Below are 20,334 nucleotides of genomic sequence, written 5' to 3' on the forward strand. Positions count from 1 at the left end.
AGGTCGGGCAGGGCGGGGCCGCCGTGGCCGGTTTTGGCTTCCCAGCCGCTGGCTTCGATCAATTGATCGAGGGTGTCGTAGCGGAAAGTCTTGAGCGGTTCGATGCGCTGGTTGTTGAAGTAGCGAATCGGTTGGGCGGCGTCTTCGAGGCTTAGCACGTTGCCGGTGGCATCGTAGCTGTAGCGCAAGTCTTGAAGGGGTGTGCCATCGGCTTTGTGCGCGCTCAAGCCCATCAGGCGTCCGTCCGCGAGGTCGTAGCGATGGCGGGTGATGACGCGATTGCCGGCGGTTTCCGACTCGATCTGGCCCGAGGCGTTGTAATGGAGATCGCTGACCAGCGTCATCTCGTCCTCACCGACCAAGGTCAGCCGGGTGTTTTTCAGTGCGCCGGCGACGGTGTAGGCAAAGTGCTGGCGGTTGCCCAACGCATCCGTTTGCTGGAGTGGTTCGGTGCCCGGCGAGTAGACATGGGAAGTGGTGGCGCTATCGCCGGCTTCGAGCAAGGCGTCGCGGGCGGCTTCGCTCGCAGGCCAGTCCGGTGTATCGGTATCGCGCAAGAAATGCCGAACCTGTTGCAGCACCGCGCCGCCGAGCCCCAACTCCTTCAGGTGCAGCGTGCCAGCCGGATCGTCATGGCGAATCAGTTGGCCGCACAGGTTATGCTCGGCTGTGTCGGCATCAACCCCAGCATAGGTAAAACGCTCAAGCACCTGTTCAGCGCTATCGTCGCCACGCTCTCGCACCGCCACGGGGCGCAACAGTGCATCGAACTCAGTCAGCGTGTGGCTACCTCGACCATCCCAACGCTCAACGATTTGCCCGGCAGCACCTTGCAATGCGACTCGCCACCCGGCGTCAACGCTGTCACTCGCCAACGGCACGCCGGACAGGCTGAACACCTGGCTGAGGTTTGCCGGGACCGACGCATCGTTCTGCGCCAGGGCAAACAGATACGGATCACGACTGGCGACCGGTCGCCCGGCGGCGTCGAAGCGTTGATGCGTGACCCGCGCCTCAGCCGGGTCGGTCGCTTGCCGCCGATGGTATTGAATGGCCCTGACCGCCAGCCCGCGCGCGTCTGAAACCGCAAGGGTTGGCGTGCCGTGATGCGCATGGTCCACAGACATCCGTGCCGGCCTCGATCAGGGTGACTTGCCTATTACAATGCATCGCCGTCAATGCCGTGGATACTGTAAGAAATACCAGTTTTACCAACATATCCGTGGGTTGCTTCGCTGAAGCGAAGAAGGTTAACCGGCGTCGTGGTGGCCAGCTGCAAGAGGAATCAGACCGAGTGTCGGGATGTCCTGGCGATACCACGGCGTCACGGGCTGCCCGTTTTTACGGGAGCCCGCGACTGGATAGAGCGATTTAATCTCCTCACCACTTCACCCGAACCCCCACGTTACCGAATGTCCCCCGTTGTTGGTTGCTGTCGATATTGCTGGTGTAGTCGACGCCGGCATACACACTGACGGATGCCGCGACGCTCAGTACCATGCCGATTCCGAGGTCGGCGGACGAGGTTCGTTGCTGGGTTTCGACCTGATCGACATGGTCAAAGGTGACCGTATCGGTACCCGTGAAGGTGTGCCAGATATTGGCCCGCAGATAGGGTTCCAGCGGCCGGCCACTGACTTCGTAGCGACCCTTCATGCGTGCGCCGACGCGGCCGGTCCAGGCACTGTCGGAATCGAACGAGACATGGGAGATGCCGTCGTCCTGGCTGTCGAGTTTGACCTTCTGGTAAACCGCCTGGGCCTGGGGTTCGACCACCCAGTTGCCTGCCACGGTGATCGGGTATCCGACCTCTGCCGATAACGTCGTTACGTGGCCATCATTGTCGATCTTCAGGCCACTTTCGGAACGGTTGTCGCCATTGAGCCAGGTGTACATGGCCACGGCATCGAAATAGGCGCCGGCGGGATCGGTGAGGGTCCAGTACGCGCCAAGGCTGTCGCCTTTGAGCTCGACGTTGCCGGAGCGCTTGCCTTCGAAGCCCTGATTGAAACCGTCGACATCCCCTTGCAGGCGACTGTGGCCGATGAAGAAACCGCTGCGCTGGGTTTGCCCACCCGCCAACTGTGTACTGAACAGGTCATTGCCGACCTGGAAGCCATTGAGCGAGCCATCCAGCCTTGGTGTGACGGTGCCAGCCCAGGTCTGATCGAGGTTCTTGCCGTAGACCCGTCCCCAACCTGCGCTCAAGGCGCCGGTTTCGGTCAGCAGACGCTGATCGCCCTGACGGTCATGAAAGGTACCCAGTGCTGTCAGGGTCAATTGTGCTGCAGCCGGCGGCACCACCGACCAGGCAGGCACCGCCTCGCGATACAGGGGGATAGGTTTTGCGCCGGGTACGGCGGCCGGTAGCACAGGCGCTTCGAGCGTCACGACGCCTTCAGATCCTTGTACCCCGGTTGCCACGACCACGGGCGCGGCGACCGGCACTGCCACGATGGGCTCCAGCGTCGGCGGTAAAGCGGGATCAGGATTGGCGACGGCAACCACGGGCGGCGCCACCACCGAGGAACGTAAGTACCAACTGTTTTCGCTGCCCGGTGTGATGCCGCCTTTGAACAGGCGGTAATCGAAGGCGCCAACCGACACCCGGGCTTTGAGGGCGAACGCGGTGTTGTCGCTGACCGCCGTGCCTTGGGCCTGAACCAACTGGATGCCGTTTTGCTGGGTAAGGGCCCCCGCGCCGCCAACGTTGGTGACGCTGATCAGGGTGCTGCCGGTCAGCGTTCCGTTGTTGACCACCAACTTGTCGCTGGGGGAGCTGTCATCGCCCACTGCGCTTTGCAAGAGCAACTGGCCGCCGTTACCCACGTAATTGCCTTCAACGGTCAGGGTATCGTTGGTACGCGAGTTACCGCTGGCAAGGTCGATGACCCCGCTGTTGTTCAAGGTCGCGAGCCGACCCGCGGTCGAAGACGTGATGCTGCCCTGAATTGACGTGAGCATACTGCTGCCGTCGATGTTGAACACGCCGGTGCCCGTGGCGCTGTCCCCCAGTTGAAGATTGCCATCGAGATCAAGGCGCGAGCCCTTGACCAGATTGAGGGTTTCCCAATTGATATACCGGGCAGCGCCCGATGACGTGGTGTGATCGAAGGTCAGCAAGTCATTGCCACTACCGCCATTGAGACTCGGGGTCAGGGCGAGGGTGCTTTCGGTCAGATTGCTCAAAGTGGCGCGGTCGTTGCCTGCCTCCATCAGGACTTGCGAGCGGATGATCCCGCCGCCATCCCACACCAGCGTGTCATCGCCGTTGCCGGCGCGAATCTCGCCGACGATTTCTCCGCCGGTGATCGTGATGCTGTCGTTGCCGTTGCTGACACTGATGTTGCCGCCGATACGCCCCCCGGAAACGATGATCTCATCGGTGCCCAAACCGGTCACCAGGTTGCGGAGGATCTGCCCACCGGACATATCGAAGATATTGTTATCGAGTTTCATGTCGACCCGGTCGATGATGCCGTCGGTCATGCTGGCCACGTCGCCATCTTCGAAGGCGCCAAGGATGGTGCCGCCGGTCATCAGGAAGGTATCGCGGCCGTCCCCTTGGGCCAGGGACTTAATGGTTCCACCGGACATGATGAAGTCATCGATGCCATTGCCTTGGCTGACCGCCCCGGTGACTTGCCCGGCGCTGATCATAAAGCTGTCCGCCCCGTCGCCCAGATCCACTGCACCGGTCACGATGCCCGAGGCCATGTTCACAGCGTCGGCGCCGGCACCGAAGCTCACGCTGCCGTTGATCCTGCCGGTGCCATTGGCGGGGAAGGTCAGGGTGTTATTGCCCGACAAATCGGTCAACGTCCCACTGGTGCCGCTGTCACAGACGAAGTTGTCGTTGCCGGCGGTGGGGGTGAGTGTGCAGGCGGCATAGGTGGGTTGGGGCCAGTTTGCACATAACCAGATCGAGAACAGGCAGGCGCCATAACGGTACTTGGACAGATCTGTCGAAAACTCCATGTTGCCTCCGCGATGGGATCAACTTCCGTTCCTTTGGCCGTTATCGATGGCCAGGAATCAGACGTGCTTGGCAGCGCGAGTTGCAAGACAACATCGGGCGGGACTATGACCCGCAAGTACCTTCGGCAACCAAGGCGCTACGTGTGTGTCGCAAGCCCCTGCGGATTTCCGTCAGGGCGGCAACAACGTAGCAGGCAGCGATCCAGCATGGCTACTGTCAGAAATAACAGGTGGGGGACGATTTCTCGTTACTTCACACTCAATCGCCGCGATTCAAAGATGCACTTCCACCGCTAACGGCAAATGGTCGGAAAGGTGCGTCCACGGCTTGTTCCCGAGTATCTGCGGCTCATGGCTGCTGGCATTGCGCAGGTAGACGCGATCCAGGCGCAGCAAGGGGAACCGCGCGGGGTAGGTTTTGGCCGGGCGGCCATGGTGGCGCTCGAAAGCTTCGTGCAGGTAGTCGCGGCGGGCAAGGGCGGCATTGCCTTGCATCTGCCAGTCGTTGAAGTCGCCGGCAATGATCACCGGCGCATCATCCGGCAGGGACTCGAGGAGCTGGCAGAGCAACTGCAATTGCAGCTGACGATGGCTTTCCAGCAGGCTGAGGTGCACGCAGATGGCATGCACTTCGCTGTGCCCCGGCACGTCCAGCACGCAGTGCAGCAAGCCGCGGCGTTCCGGGCCGGTAATGGAGACATCCAGGTTTCGGTATTCGCGGATCGGGTATTTCGACAGCAGGGCATTGCCATGGTGACCGTCGGGATAGACGGCATTGCGCCCATAGGCGAAGTCGCTCCACATGCTGTCGGCAAGGAACTCATATTGCGAGGTCTGTGGCCAATCGTTGTAGCGGGAGGAGTGGCGGTCGTGCTCGCCGACCACTTCCTGCAGAAAAACCAGGTCTGCCGATGTACTGCGCACGGCTTCACGCAGCTCGGGGAGGATGAAGCGCCGGTTGAGTGCGGTAAATCCCTTGTGGGTGTTGACCGTCAGCACGCGCAGTCGGTGGATGTCCGGGGGAGTACTCAACGGCACCGATTCAGCTGTTTGCCGCTTGGAATGACTGGCCACGTTCGCTCCTGGGATTGGGGACTGCCTATGCATGCGACTGATGCATGGACGGGCAGTTCAGTTTGCCGTTAACGCCAACGTGCCAGATCTGACACTTTGCGGCGCTCTCACCTAAGGGGTTTGTGTTTTCAGCATCGGCGGCCAACGCTTCCTGTAGGAGCGAGCTTGCTCGCGATAAACCTGAGAGCACCGCGGGGTGTCAGGCTCCCCGCATCATCGTTGACCTCCATCGCGAGCAAGCTCGCTCCTACAGAAAGCGCAGTGGGCTTAGACGAAGACGATTTCATAAGGCAAACGAATGCGCTCCAGCAGCGTGCGCGGCAGCGACGGCGCAAGGCCGATGGCGGGTTCACCATCGAGTTGGCTGGCGTAGGCGTGGGTGGCGTGGCTCTTGCGGGCGACGGTCCAGGCATCGAGGCGCACCTTGCGCGCACGGTGCCAGGGGATCAGCTCCCGGTCCCGTGCGGGCCAGTGCCAAGCCCGGAACGGCACGTCGTTGTAGGTGGCTCCCACACTGGCCGCCGCCCTGGCACTGGCGCGGCCGACGGTGTCGTGGTCGACGTTGCCGTCTTCGCACCAGGTGCTGAACACCACATCACCCGGGCGCAGGTAGCGCCTGATGAACTGGGTGATCCGTTCTTCGTGTTCCACCAGGGCGTTGTCGGTAAACCCGCCACGGATCCACTTCAGGCTGTGCATCGGCAAACCGAGTCGGCGGATGGCTTCCACGCTTTCCTGGGGACGAAACACACTTAGGCGTTTTTCCGACCACTGTCGAGAACCGGGATGGCTGGCGCTGCCGTCGGAGATCGAGATCAATTGCAGCGGGTGGCCCAGGTTGCTGAGCAACTGCAGCAGGCCGCCGCAGGTCACGACTTCATCGCCGGGGTGCGGGGCAATGAGCACTGCGCGTGCACCGGCTGGCACCAGGGTTTGGGTGTTGATGACCGCAATGCTGTCCAGTTGCGGGGCACTGTTCCAGATCTGGGAGGGCAGGCTGGCTTCGCTGAGGGAAACGGATTTCATGGGTATACGTCCTTGTGCTGCTTCGCCTTCAGTCGTGCGCGAGACAAGCCCGGCCGACCCGTGAGGGCTGGTGGATAGCGAGGTGCGACAACCCCAACCCTGGATCGCCGCGAATCGAGTATTGCTCATGCAACGCTATTCGTCGCGTCGCGAACCCGGCCAAAATGATTTTTCCGCTCTGCGGCAGTGGCGCGCTAAAAGTCTGAACCTCCTCGTCACTCCTCTTCCTCATGCTGCAACTCGAACAGCAGTAATGAGCGGCCGGTAACCGAGTACTCGTGGCCGAACTCGAAGCGCTCCTGGCCACGGATCGACGGCTGGTTGGTGTCGATCATGCACGTCCAGAAACCGCCGTCAGGCACTTGCGGCAGGCGGAAATTGACGATGTCGTGATGCGCGTTGACCACCAGCATCAAGGTCGCGTCGACGCCTTTGCGGCAAATGCCGGTTTCCTGGGCGCGTCCATCGAGCAGCATGCCCAGGCAGCGGTTGTGCGCATCGTGCCAATGCCTGGTGGTCATTTCCGTGCCGTCCGGCGCCAGCCAGGTCACGTCCTTGACGCCGATGTCCTCGTTGTAGTTACCCACCAGAAAACGCCCGCGGCGCAGGATCGGGTAGGTCAGGCGCAACTTGATCAGGCGTTTGACGAACTTGAGCAGGGCCTTGCCGTCTTCGCTGAGGTCCCAGTTGACCCAGCCGATCTCGCTGTCCTGGCAATACGCATTGTTGTTGCCCTCCTGGGTGCGGGCGAACTCGTCGCCGGCCACCAGCATCGGCGTGCCCTGGGCCAGCAGCAGGGTGGCGAAGAAGTTGCGCATCTGCCGATGGCGCAGCGCGTTGATCTCGGGATCATCGGTGGGGCCTTCGACGCCGTGGTTCCAGGACAGGTTGTTGTTGCTGCCGTCCTGATTGTTTTCATCGTTGGCCTCGTTGTGCTTGTCGTTGTAAGAGACCAGGTCGTTGAGGGTGAAACCGTCATGGGCGGTGACGAAGTTCAGCGATGAGTAGGGGCGGCGACCCCGTTCATTGAACATATCCCCCGAAGCGGTCAGGCGGCTGGCAAAGTCCGCCAGTTGACCGTCGTCGCCCTTCCAGAACGCGCGCACGGTGTCGCGAAATTTGTCGTTCCACTCGACCCAGCCCGGCGGAAAATTGCCGACCTGATAACCGCCGGGGCCACAGTCCCAGGGTTCGGAGATCAGCTTGACCTGGCGCAGCACCGGGTCCTGGCGGCAGGCGACGAGGAAACTGTGGCGCTCATCGAAACCGCCGTGATAGCGCCCGAGTATGGTTGCCAGGTCGAAGCGGAACCCGTCCACGTGCATTTCCGAAGCCCAGTAGCGCAGGGAGTCGGTGACCATTTGCAGCACGCACGGGTGACTCAGGTCCAGGGTGTTGCCGGTGCCGGAATCGTTGATATAGAAGCGTTTGTCATCGGGCATCAGGCGGTAGTAGGACGCGTTGTCGATGCCGCGCATGGACAGGGTCGGGCCTTGCTCGTTGCCTTCGGCGGTGTGGTTGTAGACCACGTCGAGGATCACTTCCAGATTCGCTTCGTGCAGGTGCGCGACCATTTCCTTGAACTCGGCAATCTTGCCACTGGCCAGGTAACGCGGGTCGGGGGCGAAGAACGCGATGCTGTTGTAGCCCCAGTAATTGGTCATGCCCTTGTGCAGCAAATGCTGGTCGTTGACGAACGCGTGGATCGGCAGCAACTCCACGGTCGACACGCCGAGCTTGCGGATGTGCTCCAACACGTCATCGACCATCAACCCGGCAAAGGTTCCGCGCAGGTTTTCCGGGACCGAGGGATGACGCATGCTGAAGCCGCGCACATGGGTTTCATAAATGATCGTCTTGTCCCACGGTACGCTGACGCGGTGGTCGTGGCCCCAGGTGTGCGCCGGGTCGATGACCTTGCACTTGGGCACGAAGGGCGCACTGTCACGTTCATCGAAGCTGAGGTCGGCGTCGGGGTGGCCGATGGTGTAGCCGAACAGCGCTTCGGACCATTTCAACTTGCCGACCAGTTGTTTGGCGTAGGGGTCGATCAGCAGTTTGTTGGGATTGAAGCGATGACCGTTGGCCGGGTCGTACGGACCGTAGACCCGATAGCCATAAATCAGCCCGGGATGAGCATCGGGCAGGTAGCCGTGGTAGATCTCGTCGGTGTATTCGGGCAGTTCGATGCGTTCGAGTTCCACCTCGCCGCTGTCGTCGAACAGGCACAGTTCAACCCGGGTGGCGTGGGCGGAAAACAAGGCGAAGTTGACTCCCAGTCCGTCCCAGGTGGCACCCAGCGGGAAGGGCAGGCCTTCACGGATTCGCGTGGCTTCGACACGGGGGGCTTTCTTTGGGCTGGTCATAAGTGCTCCTGGCTACAAATACTCGCTGATCAGCATTGCAACCTGTGGGAGCGGGCTTGCTCGCGAAGGCGGTGTGTCAGGCAACATCAATGCTGGAAGTGATGGCCTCTTCGCGGGCAAGCCCGCTCCCACAGGGACCTGTGAGTTGCCACAGATTGCAGTTACAACACCAAACACTGTGGGAGCGGGCTTTCCCGCGAAGGGGCCTCAAGTCATATTCAAACCGCGGGCGGTTTTCGCGGCGCCCGAGGCTTTTTCTCGACGGCCTTTTCCCCTGGCGGAATCACTTTCGAGGCCGCTGCAGGCTTGGCTTTGGGTTTGGGCGCAGCGACTTTGCTTTCGCCGGCCTTGCCATTGGCCGTTTTGCTGACCGGGGTTTTGCTCGCCGCTGGTTTGGCTAGCTTCTTCGGGGCCAGGGCTTCGGCTTCCGCCAGTTTGCACGCCATCTCCCAGTGGCGGGCTTCCTGGCCTTCGGGTTTTCCTTCGGATTCCCAGATCTGATAGGCGAATTCGCGGATGCGTTTATCGTCGGTACTCATCGCAATGCTCCTGAACTGAACTCAAGTGTGGTGAGTTTGAATAATGAGATTGACCGGGAAATCCCCCAGCGCGGCGCTGATCAGCAGCTCTCTGTGTTTTGTGACTGTGATGCCGGTAAAAAGTCCCTTCAGATGTTCGTCCGCAACGGTGAACGGCAGTTTGACCCGGGTATCGCCCCACAGCGGCGCGTGGACCTGGGGGGCGGCACTGTTTTCCAGCAATTCGGCACAGCGTATCGGCACTATCACGATGGCGCGTTCTCCCTCCCGCTCACGGACAAAACCCAGCACTCGATGGGCCTCGCTGCCAAGCACTTCCAAGGCCTGGTAAGTGCCACGCCGAAACAGCTCGGCGTGTTTGGCACGCAGGCCCAGGGTGCGTGCAATCAGGGCTTGCTTGATGCGCCCGTCCTGCCAGTTCGACAACAGGTCCGGCAGGTCTGCCGCTTGCTGCAGTGCCTGCTGGCGGCTGGCGTAATCCACGGGGCGACGGTTGTCCGGGTCGACCAGGCTGAAGTCCCAGAAATCGTTGCCCTGATACAAATCCGGCACGCCGGGTACGGTCATGCGCAGCAAGGTTTGCGCCAAACCGTTAAGGGCACCGGGGGCGGCAATCGATCGGGCCGCCTTGGCGAGGGTCGCACGCAGCAGCTCACCCTCTGGGCTGAGCAGCAGGCGCTGAATAAAGTCCTCGGTGGCTTGCTCGTAAGCGTCATTGGGCGCGCTCCAGCTGCTTTGCAGCTTGGCTTCGCGCAGGGCTTTGCGCTGCCATTGCCAGAGGCGTTTGGCGTAGTCCTCGAGCGCCGGCGGATTATCGATAGCCAACCCCAGCGGCCAACTGCCGAGGATGGCCTGGTACAGTATCAACTCATCGCCCGCCGAAGGCACTTGATCGTCTTGGCGCAATGGCCGGGCGAGGGTGCGCCACAGGCCGATCTGCTCGGTGTACCAGCTGCTGCGCTCACTCAATACCGCCAGCCGCGCGCGTGAGTCTTCGCCACGCTTGTGGTCGTGGGTGGCGCTGGCCAGCAGATTGTCCGGAAAGGTTTCAAGGCGCTCGATGCAGGCCCGATGAAAGTCGGCCACCGGCGCACTGAACTGCTCGGTGCTGAACCCCACGTCATTGCGCGAAAGGAGGACGGCCGAACGATAGAACGCGGTGTCTTCCACCGCTTTCGCCGCGGCTGGCGAGGTCAGTTGCTGGAAACGTACGCAGGCGTGCTTGAGGCGTTTGCGCTGACGACCGGCCGGGCGTTGCCGCCAGGGCTCACCGCCGAGCCAGCCGGCCAGGCAGTCGAGCACCGGCCAGTCAGCCTCGCTCAGTGTCTGGCGGGCGCCGTCCATGGCCTGCTGGAAAAACACCTCGTCCTGGCCTGTCCGGCCAAGGGGGCCGATGTAGGTGCGGTACACCGGGAAATGCACGATCAGCTCCTGCAAGGCCCGGCGAATGGCGCCGAGCGTCAGGTCGCGGCTCATGAGATTGTCCCGGGCCACTTGGAGCAAGGCCTGGGCGACGCTTTCGAAATCGCCGGCCAGGGAACCATTGAGGATTTGCTGGCGGGCCAGTTGTGCTTCCCGGGAGAAGTCAGCGGGTCGCTCACTGTGGCGTTGCCAGAGTTCGGCCAGTGTCTGCGCGCCCCGTGGGTCGTGTTGCAGCAGTGACAGCTGGTTCATGAATTCATAACCGGTGGTGCCGTCCACCGACCAGTCGAGGTGCAGGGACTCGCCTTCGCCGAGGATTTTTTCGACAAAGATCGGCAGGTGGCGGCCCGCGGACAGACTGTCGACCCGGCGCCGCAGCTTTCGGCAGTAGCCCCGCGGGTCGGCGAGGCCGTCGATGTGGTCGATGCGCAACCCGTCGATCAGCCCCTCGGCCACCAGCTGGAAGATCTTCGCGTGGGTGGCTTCGAACACCGCGGGACGCTCGACGCGCAGTCCGCCGAGTTCATTGATATCAAAGAAGCGCCGCCAGTTGATGTCATCGGCGGCCGTGCGCCAGCTGGCGAGACGATAGCTCTGGCGCTCCAGCAGGTTGTGCAGGCGCTGGAAGCCCTCGCCGGTCAGTGAATCGTAGTGCTTCAGGTGTTGCTCAATGGCTTGGGCAATGGCCGGATCACTGACCAGATCGCGCAGTTCCGCTTTCAGCGGTATGGCCAGGCTGTGGGCATCGGTCTGGTAGCTCAGGGTGCTGAAGCGATCGGCCAGGTTTTTCAGTTGTTCGGCCTGCTCCGTATCGAGCGCTGCATCGGTCTTGAGCAGCTCGCCGTAATCCCGGGGGCAAATGGGAAAGCGGTGTTCGTAGTGCTCGACATGGAAGCTGCCGTGCCAGGCATCGAAGCGCAAGGGCAGGGTGCCGTCCTGCAACGCCACACCGTAATCGCTGCCCAGGAACGGCAGGAGCAACTGGCCTTCCATCAACGGATCGGGAGAGTGCCACTGGATGTCGAAAAACTCGCCGTAGGGGCTCAGGCGTCCCCACTCCAACAGGTCCAGCCACCAGGGATTGTCAGCGCCGCCGACCGCCATGTGGTTGGAGACAATGTCGAGGATCAACCCCATGTCCTGCTCGTGCAAGGCGTTGACCAGGCTGCGCAGCGCTACTTCGCCACCCAGTTCCGGGTTGACCCTGGTCGGGTCCACCACGTCATAGCCATGCATCGATCCGGCTCGGGCACGCAGCAAAGGGGAGGCGTAGACATGGCTGATACCCAGGCGTGCGAAATACGGCACCAGCGGCACCGCATCTTCCAGCGTGAAACCTTTATGAAATTGCAGGCGCAGTGTGGCGCGCAGCGGGCGGGTCGGCTGTCGGGTCATCGGTCACGCTCGGCCGCCTGCAGTCGCGCACAGGCGAGCAGTTCCAGGCGCCGCGCGGCATCCGGCCCGTCGAGCAGGGCTTCGCTGTAACCGGGCAAGCGCCGTGACCAGTTCGGGTGGGTGTCGATGGTGCCGGGCAGGTTGGCCTGTTGTTCCACGCCAAGGGCATCTTCCAGCGGCAGCAGCACCAAGGGCGCCCGGGTATGACCGAGAAAACGCACGCTCGCATCGAGCACCTGGTCGGTTTCGTGGGATTCTTCGCGGAAGTTCTGCGGGTCCTGGCTCAACGCCCGGCGCAGGCCCTCGCGCTCGCGCTCACGATGCTGGCGCCATTCGATCTCACCGCTGGCGTCGACCATGCCGAGCCGGGCGTTCCAGTCGATATCGCGGCCATGCCACCAGCCGTTGAGGGTGGGCAGGTCATGGGTGCTGGTGGTCGCCAGGGCGTTGTCCGGCCAGTCGAGGATCGGCTTGAAGTGCGTGTTGTCCTGCTCGAACAGCAGCACCCGCATGCCGAGCATCGAACGGGCGATGAGTTTTTCCCGCAGGCCGTCCGGCACGGTGCCGAGGTCTTCGCCGAGGACAATGGCCTGGTGCCGATGGGATTCCAGGGTCAACAAGCGCAACAGGTCGTCCACCGGGTAATACAGGTAGGCGCCGTCGGCCGGCGGCGAGCCGTTGGGGATCACCCACAGCCGCTGCAGCCCCATGACGTGATCGATACGCAAGCCACCGCAGTGGGCGAAATTGGCCCGCAGCATTTCGATGAACGCCCGGAAACCATTGCGCACCAGGCCTTCAGGGGAGAACGCGGAAATCCCCCAGCCCTGGCCAGTGCGGTTGAGAATATCCGGTGGCGCACCGACGGTGAGGGACGCGAGCAGTTCGTCCTGACGGCTCCACGCCTGGCTGCCGCCGCCATCGGCGCCAACGGCCAGGTCGGCGATCAGGCCGATGCTCATGCCGCTGGCGCGGGCGGCGGTTTGCGCGCGCTCCAGGCAGCGGGTGATCAGCCATTGGCAGAAAGCGAAGAAGCCGATGCGCCCGGCATTCTCTTCGGCGAATGCCGCCAGTTCGGCGCTGCGCGGGTTGCGCCAGGGTTCGGGCCACTGCCGCCAGTCGAGGTGTTCACCACGGGCAGCGCGTGCCTCCTGGATGGCTTCGAAGCGACAGTGGTTTTCCAGCGCTTCGCCAGCGGCGTGACGAAAACTGCTGAAGTCTTCGTGCAAGGGGTGTTCACCCTGGACGAAACCTTCGTACAGCGACTGCAACAGCCGATGCTTGGCTTCGGCTGCGGCCGGCCAGTCAATCAGCGGACGCTCTTCCAGCGCCTTGAGTTCAATGGCCAGCCCGGTTGCATCGATCGCGGTGCGCAGGGCGCGCTCACCGAGAATGGTGCCGGGGGCGCAGTACAGGCTGTTGAGAAACAGACGGCTGGAGGGCGAGTAAGGACTGTAGCGTTGGGCGTCATTGGAAAACATCGCATGCAAGGGGCTGATCGCCAGCGCCTCGGCGCCACGTTCACCAGCCACCCGGGCGAGCTCCTCCAGCGCCTGGGTGTCACCAAACCCGCCATCGCCGGGGCGGCGCAAGGCATACAGTTGCACGCTCAGGCCCCAGGCACGGGGGATCGGGTTATCCACGGCATCGGCGACGCTGTAACAACGGGATGGGGCCACCGCCAGGGTGAAGGTTTGTCTGTCGATACTGACCTGTTGATAGCCGACCGGTACCAGCCCCGGCAGCTTTGCGTTGGCGTCCAGCTTGAGGTTGAGCCGCGAACCGTCTTCGAGGTGGATTTCGCAAGGCGTTTCAGGTGCAAAATAACGCGCCAGATCCAGGCCAACTCCTACATCGGCGGTGATTAATGGCGGCAAGTGGTGCGTCTGCTGCGCCGCTTGCAATTCCAACAGGCTGGCGTCGATTTCCTGGGCACTGCCCGCCGGGTGACCGAGGCCAGTCAGCACATTTCGCAACACGGAAGGCGCGACTTTTTGCGGGCGGCCGTTGGCGTCGATCCAGTCGACTGCGAGGCCGGCACGGCTGGCCAGAATTTCCAGTTGCGCATCACTCATGGACGCTCTCCATACGAACTAGCAAAGGGGCTGCGGCGGTGAGGCTGACGAGCGCGCAATACGGGGCAAGGATGCCCTGGTCCAGCAGATCGGCGCTCTGTGGCGGGTATTCGAACAACCGCGTGGCACCGGTCTGTGAGGTGTGGACTACGGGCTTGTCGCTGAGGTTCAGGTCAATGCGCAGCTCGCTGCCATCGCCCAGGCGCCAGGCGGCACTGACCGCGCCTTCGCCCAGCTTGTCCGCCCCCAGTGCCTGGGTGCCCGGCAAGCGCGGGATGAGGAGCCGGTGACGGATCTGCAACAGCCGGCAATACAGCTCGTGCATCTCAGTATGGCCGGTCGAAGGCATGACAGGGCGGGACGCTGAAAATGTCTGCGGATCGTTCGGGTCAGGAATGTGTTCGCGCAGGAGTGGGTCGGCAAACACGCTGAACGCCGCGAACTCGTTGCGCCGGCCGTCCCGTACCAACTTGGCCAACTCGCCGTGATGGCTGGTGAAATACAGGAAGGGTTGTTCGACGGCGAACTCGTCGCCCATGAACAGCAGCGGAATCATCGGCGACAACAGCAGCAACACCGTGGCGGCCCGCAGCGCTTGCGGGTGGGCGAGTTGATGCAGGCGCTCGCCGAAGGCACGGTTGCCGATCTGGTCATGGTTCTGCAGGAACAGGATGAAGGCGCCGGGCGGCAAGTGCCCGCTGGGTTCACCGCGTGCCACACCATGGCGATTGACATGCCCCTGGAACACGAAACCCTGACTCAGGCAACGCGCCAGTTGTTCGGTGGGGTTGTGCGCGTAGTCGGCGTAATAGGCCTCGGTTTCGCCGGTCAGTAGCACATGCAGGGCATTGTGGCCGTCATCGTTCCACTGGGCGTCGTAACCCTGTTCGAGCAGGCCGGTCTGGTTATGTTCGTTCTCCACCATCAGCCACACATGGCGCGCCGGTCCCGTCTGCTGGCGCACCCGTTGCGCCAGTTCCTGGAGGAAATCCGGATCTTCGATGGCGTGTACCGCGTCCAGGCGCAAACCGTCGAAACGGTATTCGAGCAGCCACATCAAGGCGTTTTCGATGAAGAAGTCCCGCACTTCGCGGCGGCGGAAGTCGATGGCCGCGCCCCACGGCGTCTGTTTGTCTTCGCGAAAGAAGCCCTTGGCATAACGATGCAGGTAATTGCCGTCCGGACCGAAGTGGTTGTAGACCACGTCGAGAATCACCGCCAGACCATGACCGTGGGCGGTGTCGATCAAGTGTTTGAGCTGCTCGGGTGACCCGTACGAAGCCTGGGGCGCGTAGGGCAGGACGCCGTCATAGCCCCAATTACGCTCACCGGGAAACTGCGCGATGGGCATCAGTTCGATCGCGGTGACCCCCAGCTCGACCAGGCGCGCCAGATGCTGCTCGACGGCACTGAAGCCGCCGAGGGCACCGACGTGCAACTCGTAGATCACCGCTTCGTTCCATGGCCGTCCCGACCAGGCACTGTGTTGCCAGGCATAGGCCAGCGGATCGACCACCACACTGTGCCGGTCGATATCGCCGTCCTGAGCGCGGGAAGCCGGGTCGGGCACTTCCAGTTCGCCGTCGATGCTGTAGCGGTAACGCGTGCCCGCCGGGCATCGGGTGTCGCTCACGAACCAGCCGTCTGCCTGGGGCAACAACGGCAAGGACTGTCCATGTTCCAGTTCGACACTGACGTAAAACGCATCTGGCGCCCACAACGCGAATCGCGTGTGCTCTGCGTCCAGCATGATTGCGCCGTGGGGCCAGGTCTCAAGGGTCCGTAACGGCATCTTGAAAGCCTCTTACTGTTTGTTCGATTTCCCCAACGCTTTTGCCACAAGCTGTTCATAGAGTTCGGCGTAGGGTTCGACCGCCTTGCACCAGTTGAACGGCGCTGCCATGGCCCGGCAGCGCATGGCGTGCAGCAGGTCGGGGAAGGCGAACACCTTGAACGCGCGGCTCAGGGCTTCCTGGTAGCTCTGCACGGTGGATTCATCGAACAGGAAGCCGGTCACGCCGTTTTCGATGGTGTCGGCCAGGCCACCGGTATTGCGCGCTACCGGCAACGAGCCGAAGCGCTGGGCGTACATCTGGCTCAGGCCGCAGGGTTCGTAACGCGAAGGCATCAGCAGGAAGTCGCTGCCGGCGAACATGCGCCGGGCATCGGTTTCATTAAAGCCGATGCGCACGCCGATCTGCCCGGGGAAACGCAGGGCCAGTTCGCGCATCGACTGTTCTTCTTCCGGCTCGCCACGGCCGATGATCGCGATCTGGCCACCGGATTTGACGATGTACTCTGAGACGGCTTCGGTCAGGTCCAGGCCTTTCTGATAGACCAGGCGCGACACCACGGCGAACAGCGGCCCTTCGGAGTCTTGCAGACCGAATAGCTCGCGCACATGGGCGGCGTTCACCGCCTTGCCATCCCAGTCGCCGATTTCGAACGGGCAGAACAGGTGCGGGTCGGTCGCCGCATCCCAGCTTTCATCGATGCCGTTGGGAATCCCGCTGAGCAGGCCTTGCTGGGTCTTGGCGGCGAGGAAACCGTCGAGTCCGCAGCCGAAGTCCGGGGTGGTGATTTCCTGGGCGTAGGTCGCGCTGACGGTGGTGATGTGGCTCGAGTAGGCCATGCCGGCCTTGAGGAACGACATCTTGCCGTAGAACTCCATGCCTTCCTGTTGCAGCGCGTGATGGGGAATGCCCAGTTCGGGGCACGAGCCAAGGCTGGTCACGCCTTGATAAGCCAGGTTGTGAATGGTGAACAGCGTTGGCGTGCGCTGTCCGCGCCAGTGCATGTAGGCCGGGGCCAGGCCGGCCGGCCAGTCGTGGGCGTGCACCAGGTCCGGGCACCAGTGGATTTGCGCGAGGTTGGCAGCGATATCGGCCGCCGCCAGGCCCAGGCGGGCGAAACGGATATGGTTGTCCGGCCAGTCGCGGCCGTTGTTGGCGCCGTAGGGTGAACCTTCGCGCTCGTAGAGTTCGGGGCAGATCAGTACGTAAATGACCAGACCATCGGGCATGTCCATGCGCCCGATCTTGCACGGTGGCAACGCGGCATGACCGCCGAGTTCGCCGATGATATGAATGGGGTTCTCGCTGTGCAGCACCTGCGGGTAACCCGGGATCAACACCCGCACATCGTGCAGATGGGCCATAGCCCGTGGCAGCGCCGCGGAAACGTCGCCCAGGCCACCGGTTTTCACCAGGTCGGCAATTTCCGAGGTCACGAACAACACTTTCTTACGGTTCGGATTCTGCTGGGCTGCCGGGGTCAGCGTCCTGGTGCCGGGCACGCTGACGGGTTGGGTGTTCGCGGCAGTTACGGCGCTCGATTCGCCGACCTGATGAGCACGTTCTCCCTGTATTTCCAAAGCCGTACTGATCATATGAATCTCCCGTGCTATTGATCTAATTCTTAGGTCTGGCAAACGGTGTTTCATGGCCAATTCCCGTGGCCGGGCAAAAAAACGCTGCGCATCAGTGAGCAAGCGCTGCCCGATGCTTCGAAGCAAAAGGGGTGAATGAGCCGTTGCAAAGATTGCACCAGTCGCAACGCACCTTCTTGTCAGAGGACCGATCGGGAATGGAAAAAGTTTCGACTGTTTTTCCACTTTATGACCGACCGGTTTCGCTTTGAGAAAATGAGTCTAGGCCAGAACTTAGAGCGGTAAAGGGCAGATGGCAAAATTGTTCGACAATCGGTTTGTAACGGTACGGACGTGCCTGATCGAGGTGCAAACGCCCCGACGAAGTGCATGTTTTTTTGCGTTTTTGCCGCAAAAAGTCACCGGGCCGTCACATCAATGTGCGACGTGATCGAGCGGTCGCGCACCAATGTGGTGCGCGTGCCAAGTCCCGGATTTGGCTGAACCGCTGCCTTACTGCCGGTCGCGATGCCTTGTTATAGTTCGGGCCTCGTTTTCTGCCCGCAAAAGGATCAATGGAATGTCTCAGTACAGCGCGTTCAACGTCGAACTGGTTGATAAAATCGCCCATGTGCAGATCAACCGGCCGGAGAAGATCAACTCGATGAACGCTGCGTTCTGGAGCGAGATCGTCGAAATCTTCCAGTGGATCGACGACACCGATGAAGTGCGCGTGGTGGTCCTCAGCGGGGCAGGCAAGCATTTCTCCTCGGGTATCGACCTGATGATGCTGGCCGGTGTGGCCAATGAACTGGGCAAGGACGTTGGCCGCAATGCGCGGCTGTTGCGGCGCAAGATCCTTACCCTGCAAGCGTCGTTCAATGCCGTCGACAACTGCCGTAAACCGGTGCTTGCAGCGATTCAGGGCTACTGCCTGGGTGGCGCCATCGACCTGATTGCCGCGTGCGACATGCGTTATGCCGCCGAGGACGCACAGTTCTCGATCAAGGAAATCGACATCGGCATGGCCGCCGACGTGGGCACGCTGCAACGCTTGCCGCGGATCATCGGTGACGGCATGCTGCGCGAACTGGCTTACACTGGTCGCACCTTTGGCGCCGACGAAGCGCGGAGCATGGGCCTGGTCAATCGCGTCTACAGCGACAACGACAGCCTGCTCGACGGCGTCATGGGCATTGCCTACGCAATCGCCAGCAAGTCGCCGATCGCCGTCACCGGCACCAAGGAGATGATTAGCTACATGCGTGACCATCGCATCGATGACGGCCTCGAATACATCGCCACCTGGAACGCCGCCATGCTGCAATCCACCGATCTGCGCGTGGCCATGGCCGCCCATATGAGCAAACAGAAACCCGAATTTCTGGATTGATTAACCATGATTCCTCGCTGGACCACTGCAGTACTGGACACCGACCAACCCGGCGGCTGGGCCGTCGCGCGCAGCCCCGAAGGCTTTCTGTTCGATGACAATGGCGCACTGTTTCCACGCGAATGGTTGAAGCGTCAGGACCTGCCGATTCTCGCCGAACATGGCATCGGTCATCTCGATGGCGAGCCGGTCTACCTGCTGGAGCTGCGCAGTCACAGCGAGGTGTCGGGCTGCAACTGGAAGGGCTTGCGGGCGTTCATGCTCGAAGGCGATCACACGGTCTACAAGGTGCTCGGTTACGCCGCACAGATCGGCACCTGGGCCCGCGAGCACCGCTTTTGCGGTAACTGCGGTCAGGCCATGACCCAGGTGCCGCGCGAACGGGCGATGTATTGCCAGCCGTGTGATCTGCGCAGCTATCCACGGATTTCGCCGAGCATGATCGTACTGGTCACTCGGGGCGACGAAGTGCTGTTGGCACGCTCGCCGCGTTTTGTCAGCGGTGTCTACAGCACATTGGCGGGGTTCGCCGAACCGGGCGAATCGGCCGAGGACTGCCTGATTCGCGAGGTTCGTGAAGAGGTGAGCATCGAGGTCAGGAACATCCAGTACATGGGCAGCCAGTGCTGGCCGTTCCCGCACTCGATGATGCTCGGCTTTCATGCCGAATACGCCAGTGGCGAGATCGTCTGCCAGGAAGACGAGATCGAGGACGCCCAGTGGTTCAACGTGCACGCGCTACCGCCGTTGCCGGCGTCCCGCTCGATTGCCCGTTACCTGATCGATGTCTATGTAGCGCGGCGCTTAGGCCACGCTGAACCAGTGCTGCCAGGCTAGGCGCACGGTCAGGCCCAGCACCACGGTGATGAACACCGGACGAATGAATTTCGCGCCGCCGCTGATGGCGGTGCGAGCGCCGAAGAAGGCGCCGACCATCAATGACGAGCCCATGCACAGGCCGATGACCCAGTCCACCTGACCGGAAAAGATGAAGATCGACAGCGCCGCCGCGTTGCTGACGAAGTTCATGCTGCGCGCCACGCCGCTGGCTTTCACCAGATCGATGGGGTAGAGCAACAGGCTGCTCACGGTCCAGAACGCACCCGTGCCGGGACCGGCCACGCCGTCATAGAAACCGAGGCTGAAGCCTTGGGTCGACTGCCACGTTTTCTTGATCGGTGCGTTGCTGTCCAGGGGGGCTTTCGGCGTACCGCCAAACAAGAGATAGACACCGCAGGCGAAGACGATCACCGGCAGCATTTTGTTCAGCCATTCCGCCGGCAGGTAATGCGCGACCACGGCACCGGTCAGCGCGCCGACCAGGGTGCCGACGATGGCGTGCACCCATTGCGCGGGGTGGAACAGCTTGCGGCGGTAGAAGGTGAAACTGGCAATCGCCGAGCCGAAGGTCGAACTGAGCTTGTTGGTGCCCAGCACCAGATGCGGCGGCAGGCCGGCGGTCAACAGGGCCGGGGTAGTCAACAGTCCACCGCCACCGGCGATGGCGTCGATGAAACCGGCAACAAAAGCGACAAGGGCCAGGATGGCCAGGGTGGAGAGGTCAACGCTGAGTTCGAAAGGCATGGGATCGGCTTATTCGGCGGGTGCAGAAAGAGGCTGCGGGGAAGGGCAGCATCTTAACCACCTGCACAACACAAAACCATTGTGGGAGCGAGCCTGCTCGCGAAGAGGCCGTCAG

Annotated in this window: 12 protein-coding genes and 1 pseudogene; 2 read left to right on the plus strand and 11 right to left on the minus strand. The window is 62.1% G+C overall.

Going from position 1 to position 20,334, the window contains the following annotated elements:
• From Q8X48_RS23790 to glgA, 10 genes and pseudogenes are all read right to left on the minus strand, one after another.
• Window positions 1–1,127: pseudogene (locus Q8X48_RS23790) on the minus strand (RHS repeat protein); the annotation flags it as partial.
• A 253-nt stretch (window positions 1,128–1,380) separates the two neighbouring features.
• Window positions 1,381–3,978 carry an autotransporter family protein gene (locus Q8X48_RS23795; RefSeq protein ID WP_407801624.1) on the minus strand — a complete coding sequence of 866 codons (2,598 nt, stop codon included), beginning with the start codon at window positions 3,976–3,978 and terminating at the stop codon, window positions 1,381–1,383.
• 273 nt (window positions 3,979–4,251) lie between these two features.
• Window positions 4,252–5,052 (minus strand): endonuclease/exonuclease/phosphatase family protein, encoded by an 801-nt coding sequence (locus tag Q8X48_RS23800; RefSeq protein ID WP_407801625.1) that lies wholly within the window; start codon window positions 5,050–5,052, stop codon window positions 4,252–4,254.
• A gap of 267 nt (window positions 5,053–5,319) precedes the next feature.
• Window positions 5,320–6,078, minus strand: a complete 759-nt coding sequence (locus Q8X48_RS23805; RefSeq protein WP_015095294.1) for a PIG-L deacetylase family protein — start codon at window positions 6,076–6,078, stop codon at window positions 5,320–5,322.
• Between the two features lie 215 nt (window positions 6,079–6,293).
• Complete coding sequence (gene glgX / locus Q8X48_RS23810) at window positions 6,294–8,444, minus strand: glycogen debranching protein GlgX (RefSeq protein ID WP_407801626.1); 2,151 nt, start codon at window positions 8,442–8,444, stop codon at window positions 6,294–6,296.
• A 218-nt stretch (window positions 8,445–8,662) separates the two neighbouring features.
• Entirely contained in the window at window positions 8,663–8,983 is a 321-nt protein-coding gene (locus Q8X48_RS23815) for a DUF2934 domain-containing protein (RefSeq protein WP_407801627.1), read from the minus strand.
• A 21-nt stretch (window positions 8,984–9,004) separates the two neighbouring features.
• Complete coding sequence (locus Q8X48_RS23820) at window positions 9,005–11,800, minus strand: malto-oligosyltrehalose synthase (protein WP_407801628.1); 2,796 nt, start codon at window positions 11,798–11,800, stop codon at window positions 9,005–9,007.
• A complete protein-coding gene (gene malQ / locus Q8X48_RS23825) occupies window positions 11,797–13,875 on the minus strand; it encodes a 4-alpha-glucanotransferase (RefSeq protein ID WP_407801629.1) in 2,079 nt (692 codons plus the stop codon). The genes Q8X48_RS23820 and malQ overlap by 4 nt, the downstream gene beginning before the upstream one ends.
• Window positions 13,868–15,667 carry a malto-oligosyltrehalose trehalohydrolase gene (gene treZ / locus Q8X48_RS23830; protein ID WP_407801630.1) on the minus strand — a complete coding sequence of 600 codons (1,800 nt, stop codon included), beginning with the start codon at window positions 15,665–15,667 and terminating at the stop codon, window positions 13,868–13,870. The genes malQ and treZ overlap by 8 nt, the downstream gene beginning before the upstream one ends.
• Before the next feature lie 12 nt (window positions 15,668–15,679).
• Window positions 15,680–17,263, minus strand: coding sequence for a glycogen synthase GlgA (glgA, locus tag Q8X48_RS23835; RefSeq protein ID WP_095967073.1), 1,584 nt, complete (start codon window positions 17,261–17,263; stop codon window positions 15,680–15,682).
• Between the two features lie 559 nt (window positions 17,264–17,822).
• Between glgA and Q8X48_RS23840 the strand changes: the two genes are divergently transcribed.
• Window positions 17,823–18,635 carry a crotonase/enoyl-CoA hydratase family protein gene (locus tag Q8X48_RS23840; protein WP_102673559.1) on the plus strand — a complete coding sequence of 271 codons (813 nt, stop codon included), beginning with the start codon at window positions 17,823–17,825 and terminating at the stop codon, window positions 18,633–18,635.
• A gap of 6 nt (window positions 18,636–18,641) precedes the next feature.
• On the plus strand, window positions 18,642–19,472 hold the full coding sequence (gene nudC / locus Q8X48_RS23845) for an NAD(+) diphosphatase (protein ID WP_015095286.1): 831 nt from the start codon (window positions 18,642–18,644) through the stop codon (window positions 19,470–19,472).
• On the opposite strand, the gene Q8X48_RS23850 is transcribed toward nudC, so the two are convergent.
• Window positions 19,440–20,219, minus strand: coding sequence for a TSUP family transporter (locus tag Q8X48_RS23850; protein WP_407801631.1), 780 nt, complete (start codon window positions 20,217–20,219; stop codon window positions 19,440–19,442). The genes nudC and Q8X48_RS23850 overlap by 33 nt on opposite strands.
• Between the last annotated feature and the right edge of the window lie 115 nt (window positions 20,220–20,334).

Source organism: Pseudomonas sp. QLc11A (assembly GCF_052112305.1).
Classification (GTDB): domain Bacteria; phylum Pseudomonadota; class Gammaproteobacteria; order Pseudomonadales; family Pseudomonadaceae; genus Aquipseudomonas; species Aquipseudomonas laurylsulfatiphila.

Excerpts from the sequence above, each read along its gene's own strand:
- Q8X48_RS23795 (WP_407801624.1), bottom strand. The coding sequence starts at position 3,978 with ATGGAGTTTTCGACAGATCTGTCCAAGTACCGTTATGGCGCCTGCCTG.
- Q8X48_RS23805 (WP_015095294.1), bottom strand. The coding sequence starts at position 6,078 with ATGAAATCCGTTTCCCTCAGCGAAGCCAGCCTGCCCTCCCAGATCTGG.
- glgX (WP_407801626.1), bottom strand. The coding sequence starts at position 8,444 with ATGACCAGCCCAAAGAAAGCCCCCCGTGTCGAAGCCACGCGAATCCGT.
- Q8X48_RS23815 (WP_407801627.1), bottom strand. The coding sequence starts at position 8,983 with ATGAGTACCGACGATAAACGCATCCGCGAATTCGCCTATCAGATCTGG.
- Q8X48_RS23820 (WP_407801628.1), bottom strand. The coding sequence starts at position 11,800 with ATGACCCGACAGCCGACCCGCCCGCTGCGCGCCACACTGCGCCTGCAA.
- malQ (WP_407801629.1), bottom strand. The coding sequence starts at position 13,875 with ATGAGTGATGCGCAACTGGAAATTCTGGCCAGCCGTGCCGGCCTCGCA.
- treZ (WP_407801630.1), bottom strand. The coding sequence starts at position 15,667 with ATGCCGTTACGGACCCTTGAGACCTGGCCCCACGGCGCAATCATGCTG.
- glgA (WP_095967073.1), bottom strand. The coding sequence starts at position 17,263 with ATGATCAGTACGGCTTTGGAAATACAGGGAGAACGTGCTCATCAGGTC.
- Q8X48_RS23840 (WP_102673559.1), top strand. The coding sequence starts at position 17,823 with ATGTCTCAGTACAGCGCGTTCAACGTCGAACTGGTTGATAAAATCGCC.
- nudC (WP_015095286.1), top strand. The coding sequence starts at position 18,642 with ATGATTCCTCGCTGGACCACTGCAGTACTGGACACCGACCAACCCGGC.
- Q8X48_RS23850 (WP_407801631.1), bottom strand. The coding sequence starts at position 20,219 with ATGCCTTTCGAACTCAGCGTTGACCTCTCCACCCTGGCCATCCTGGCC.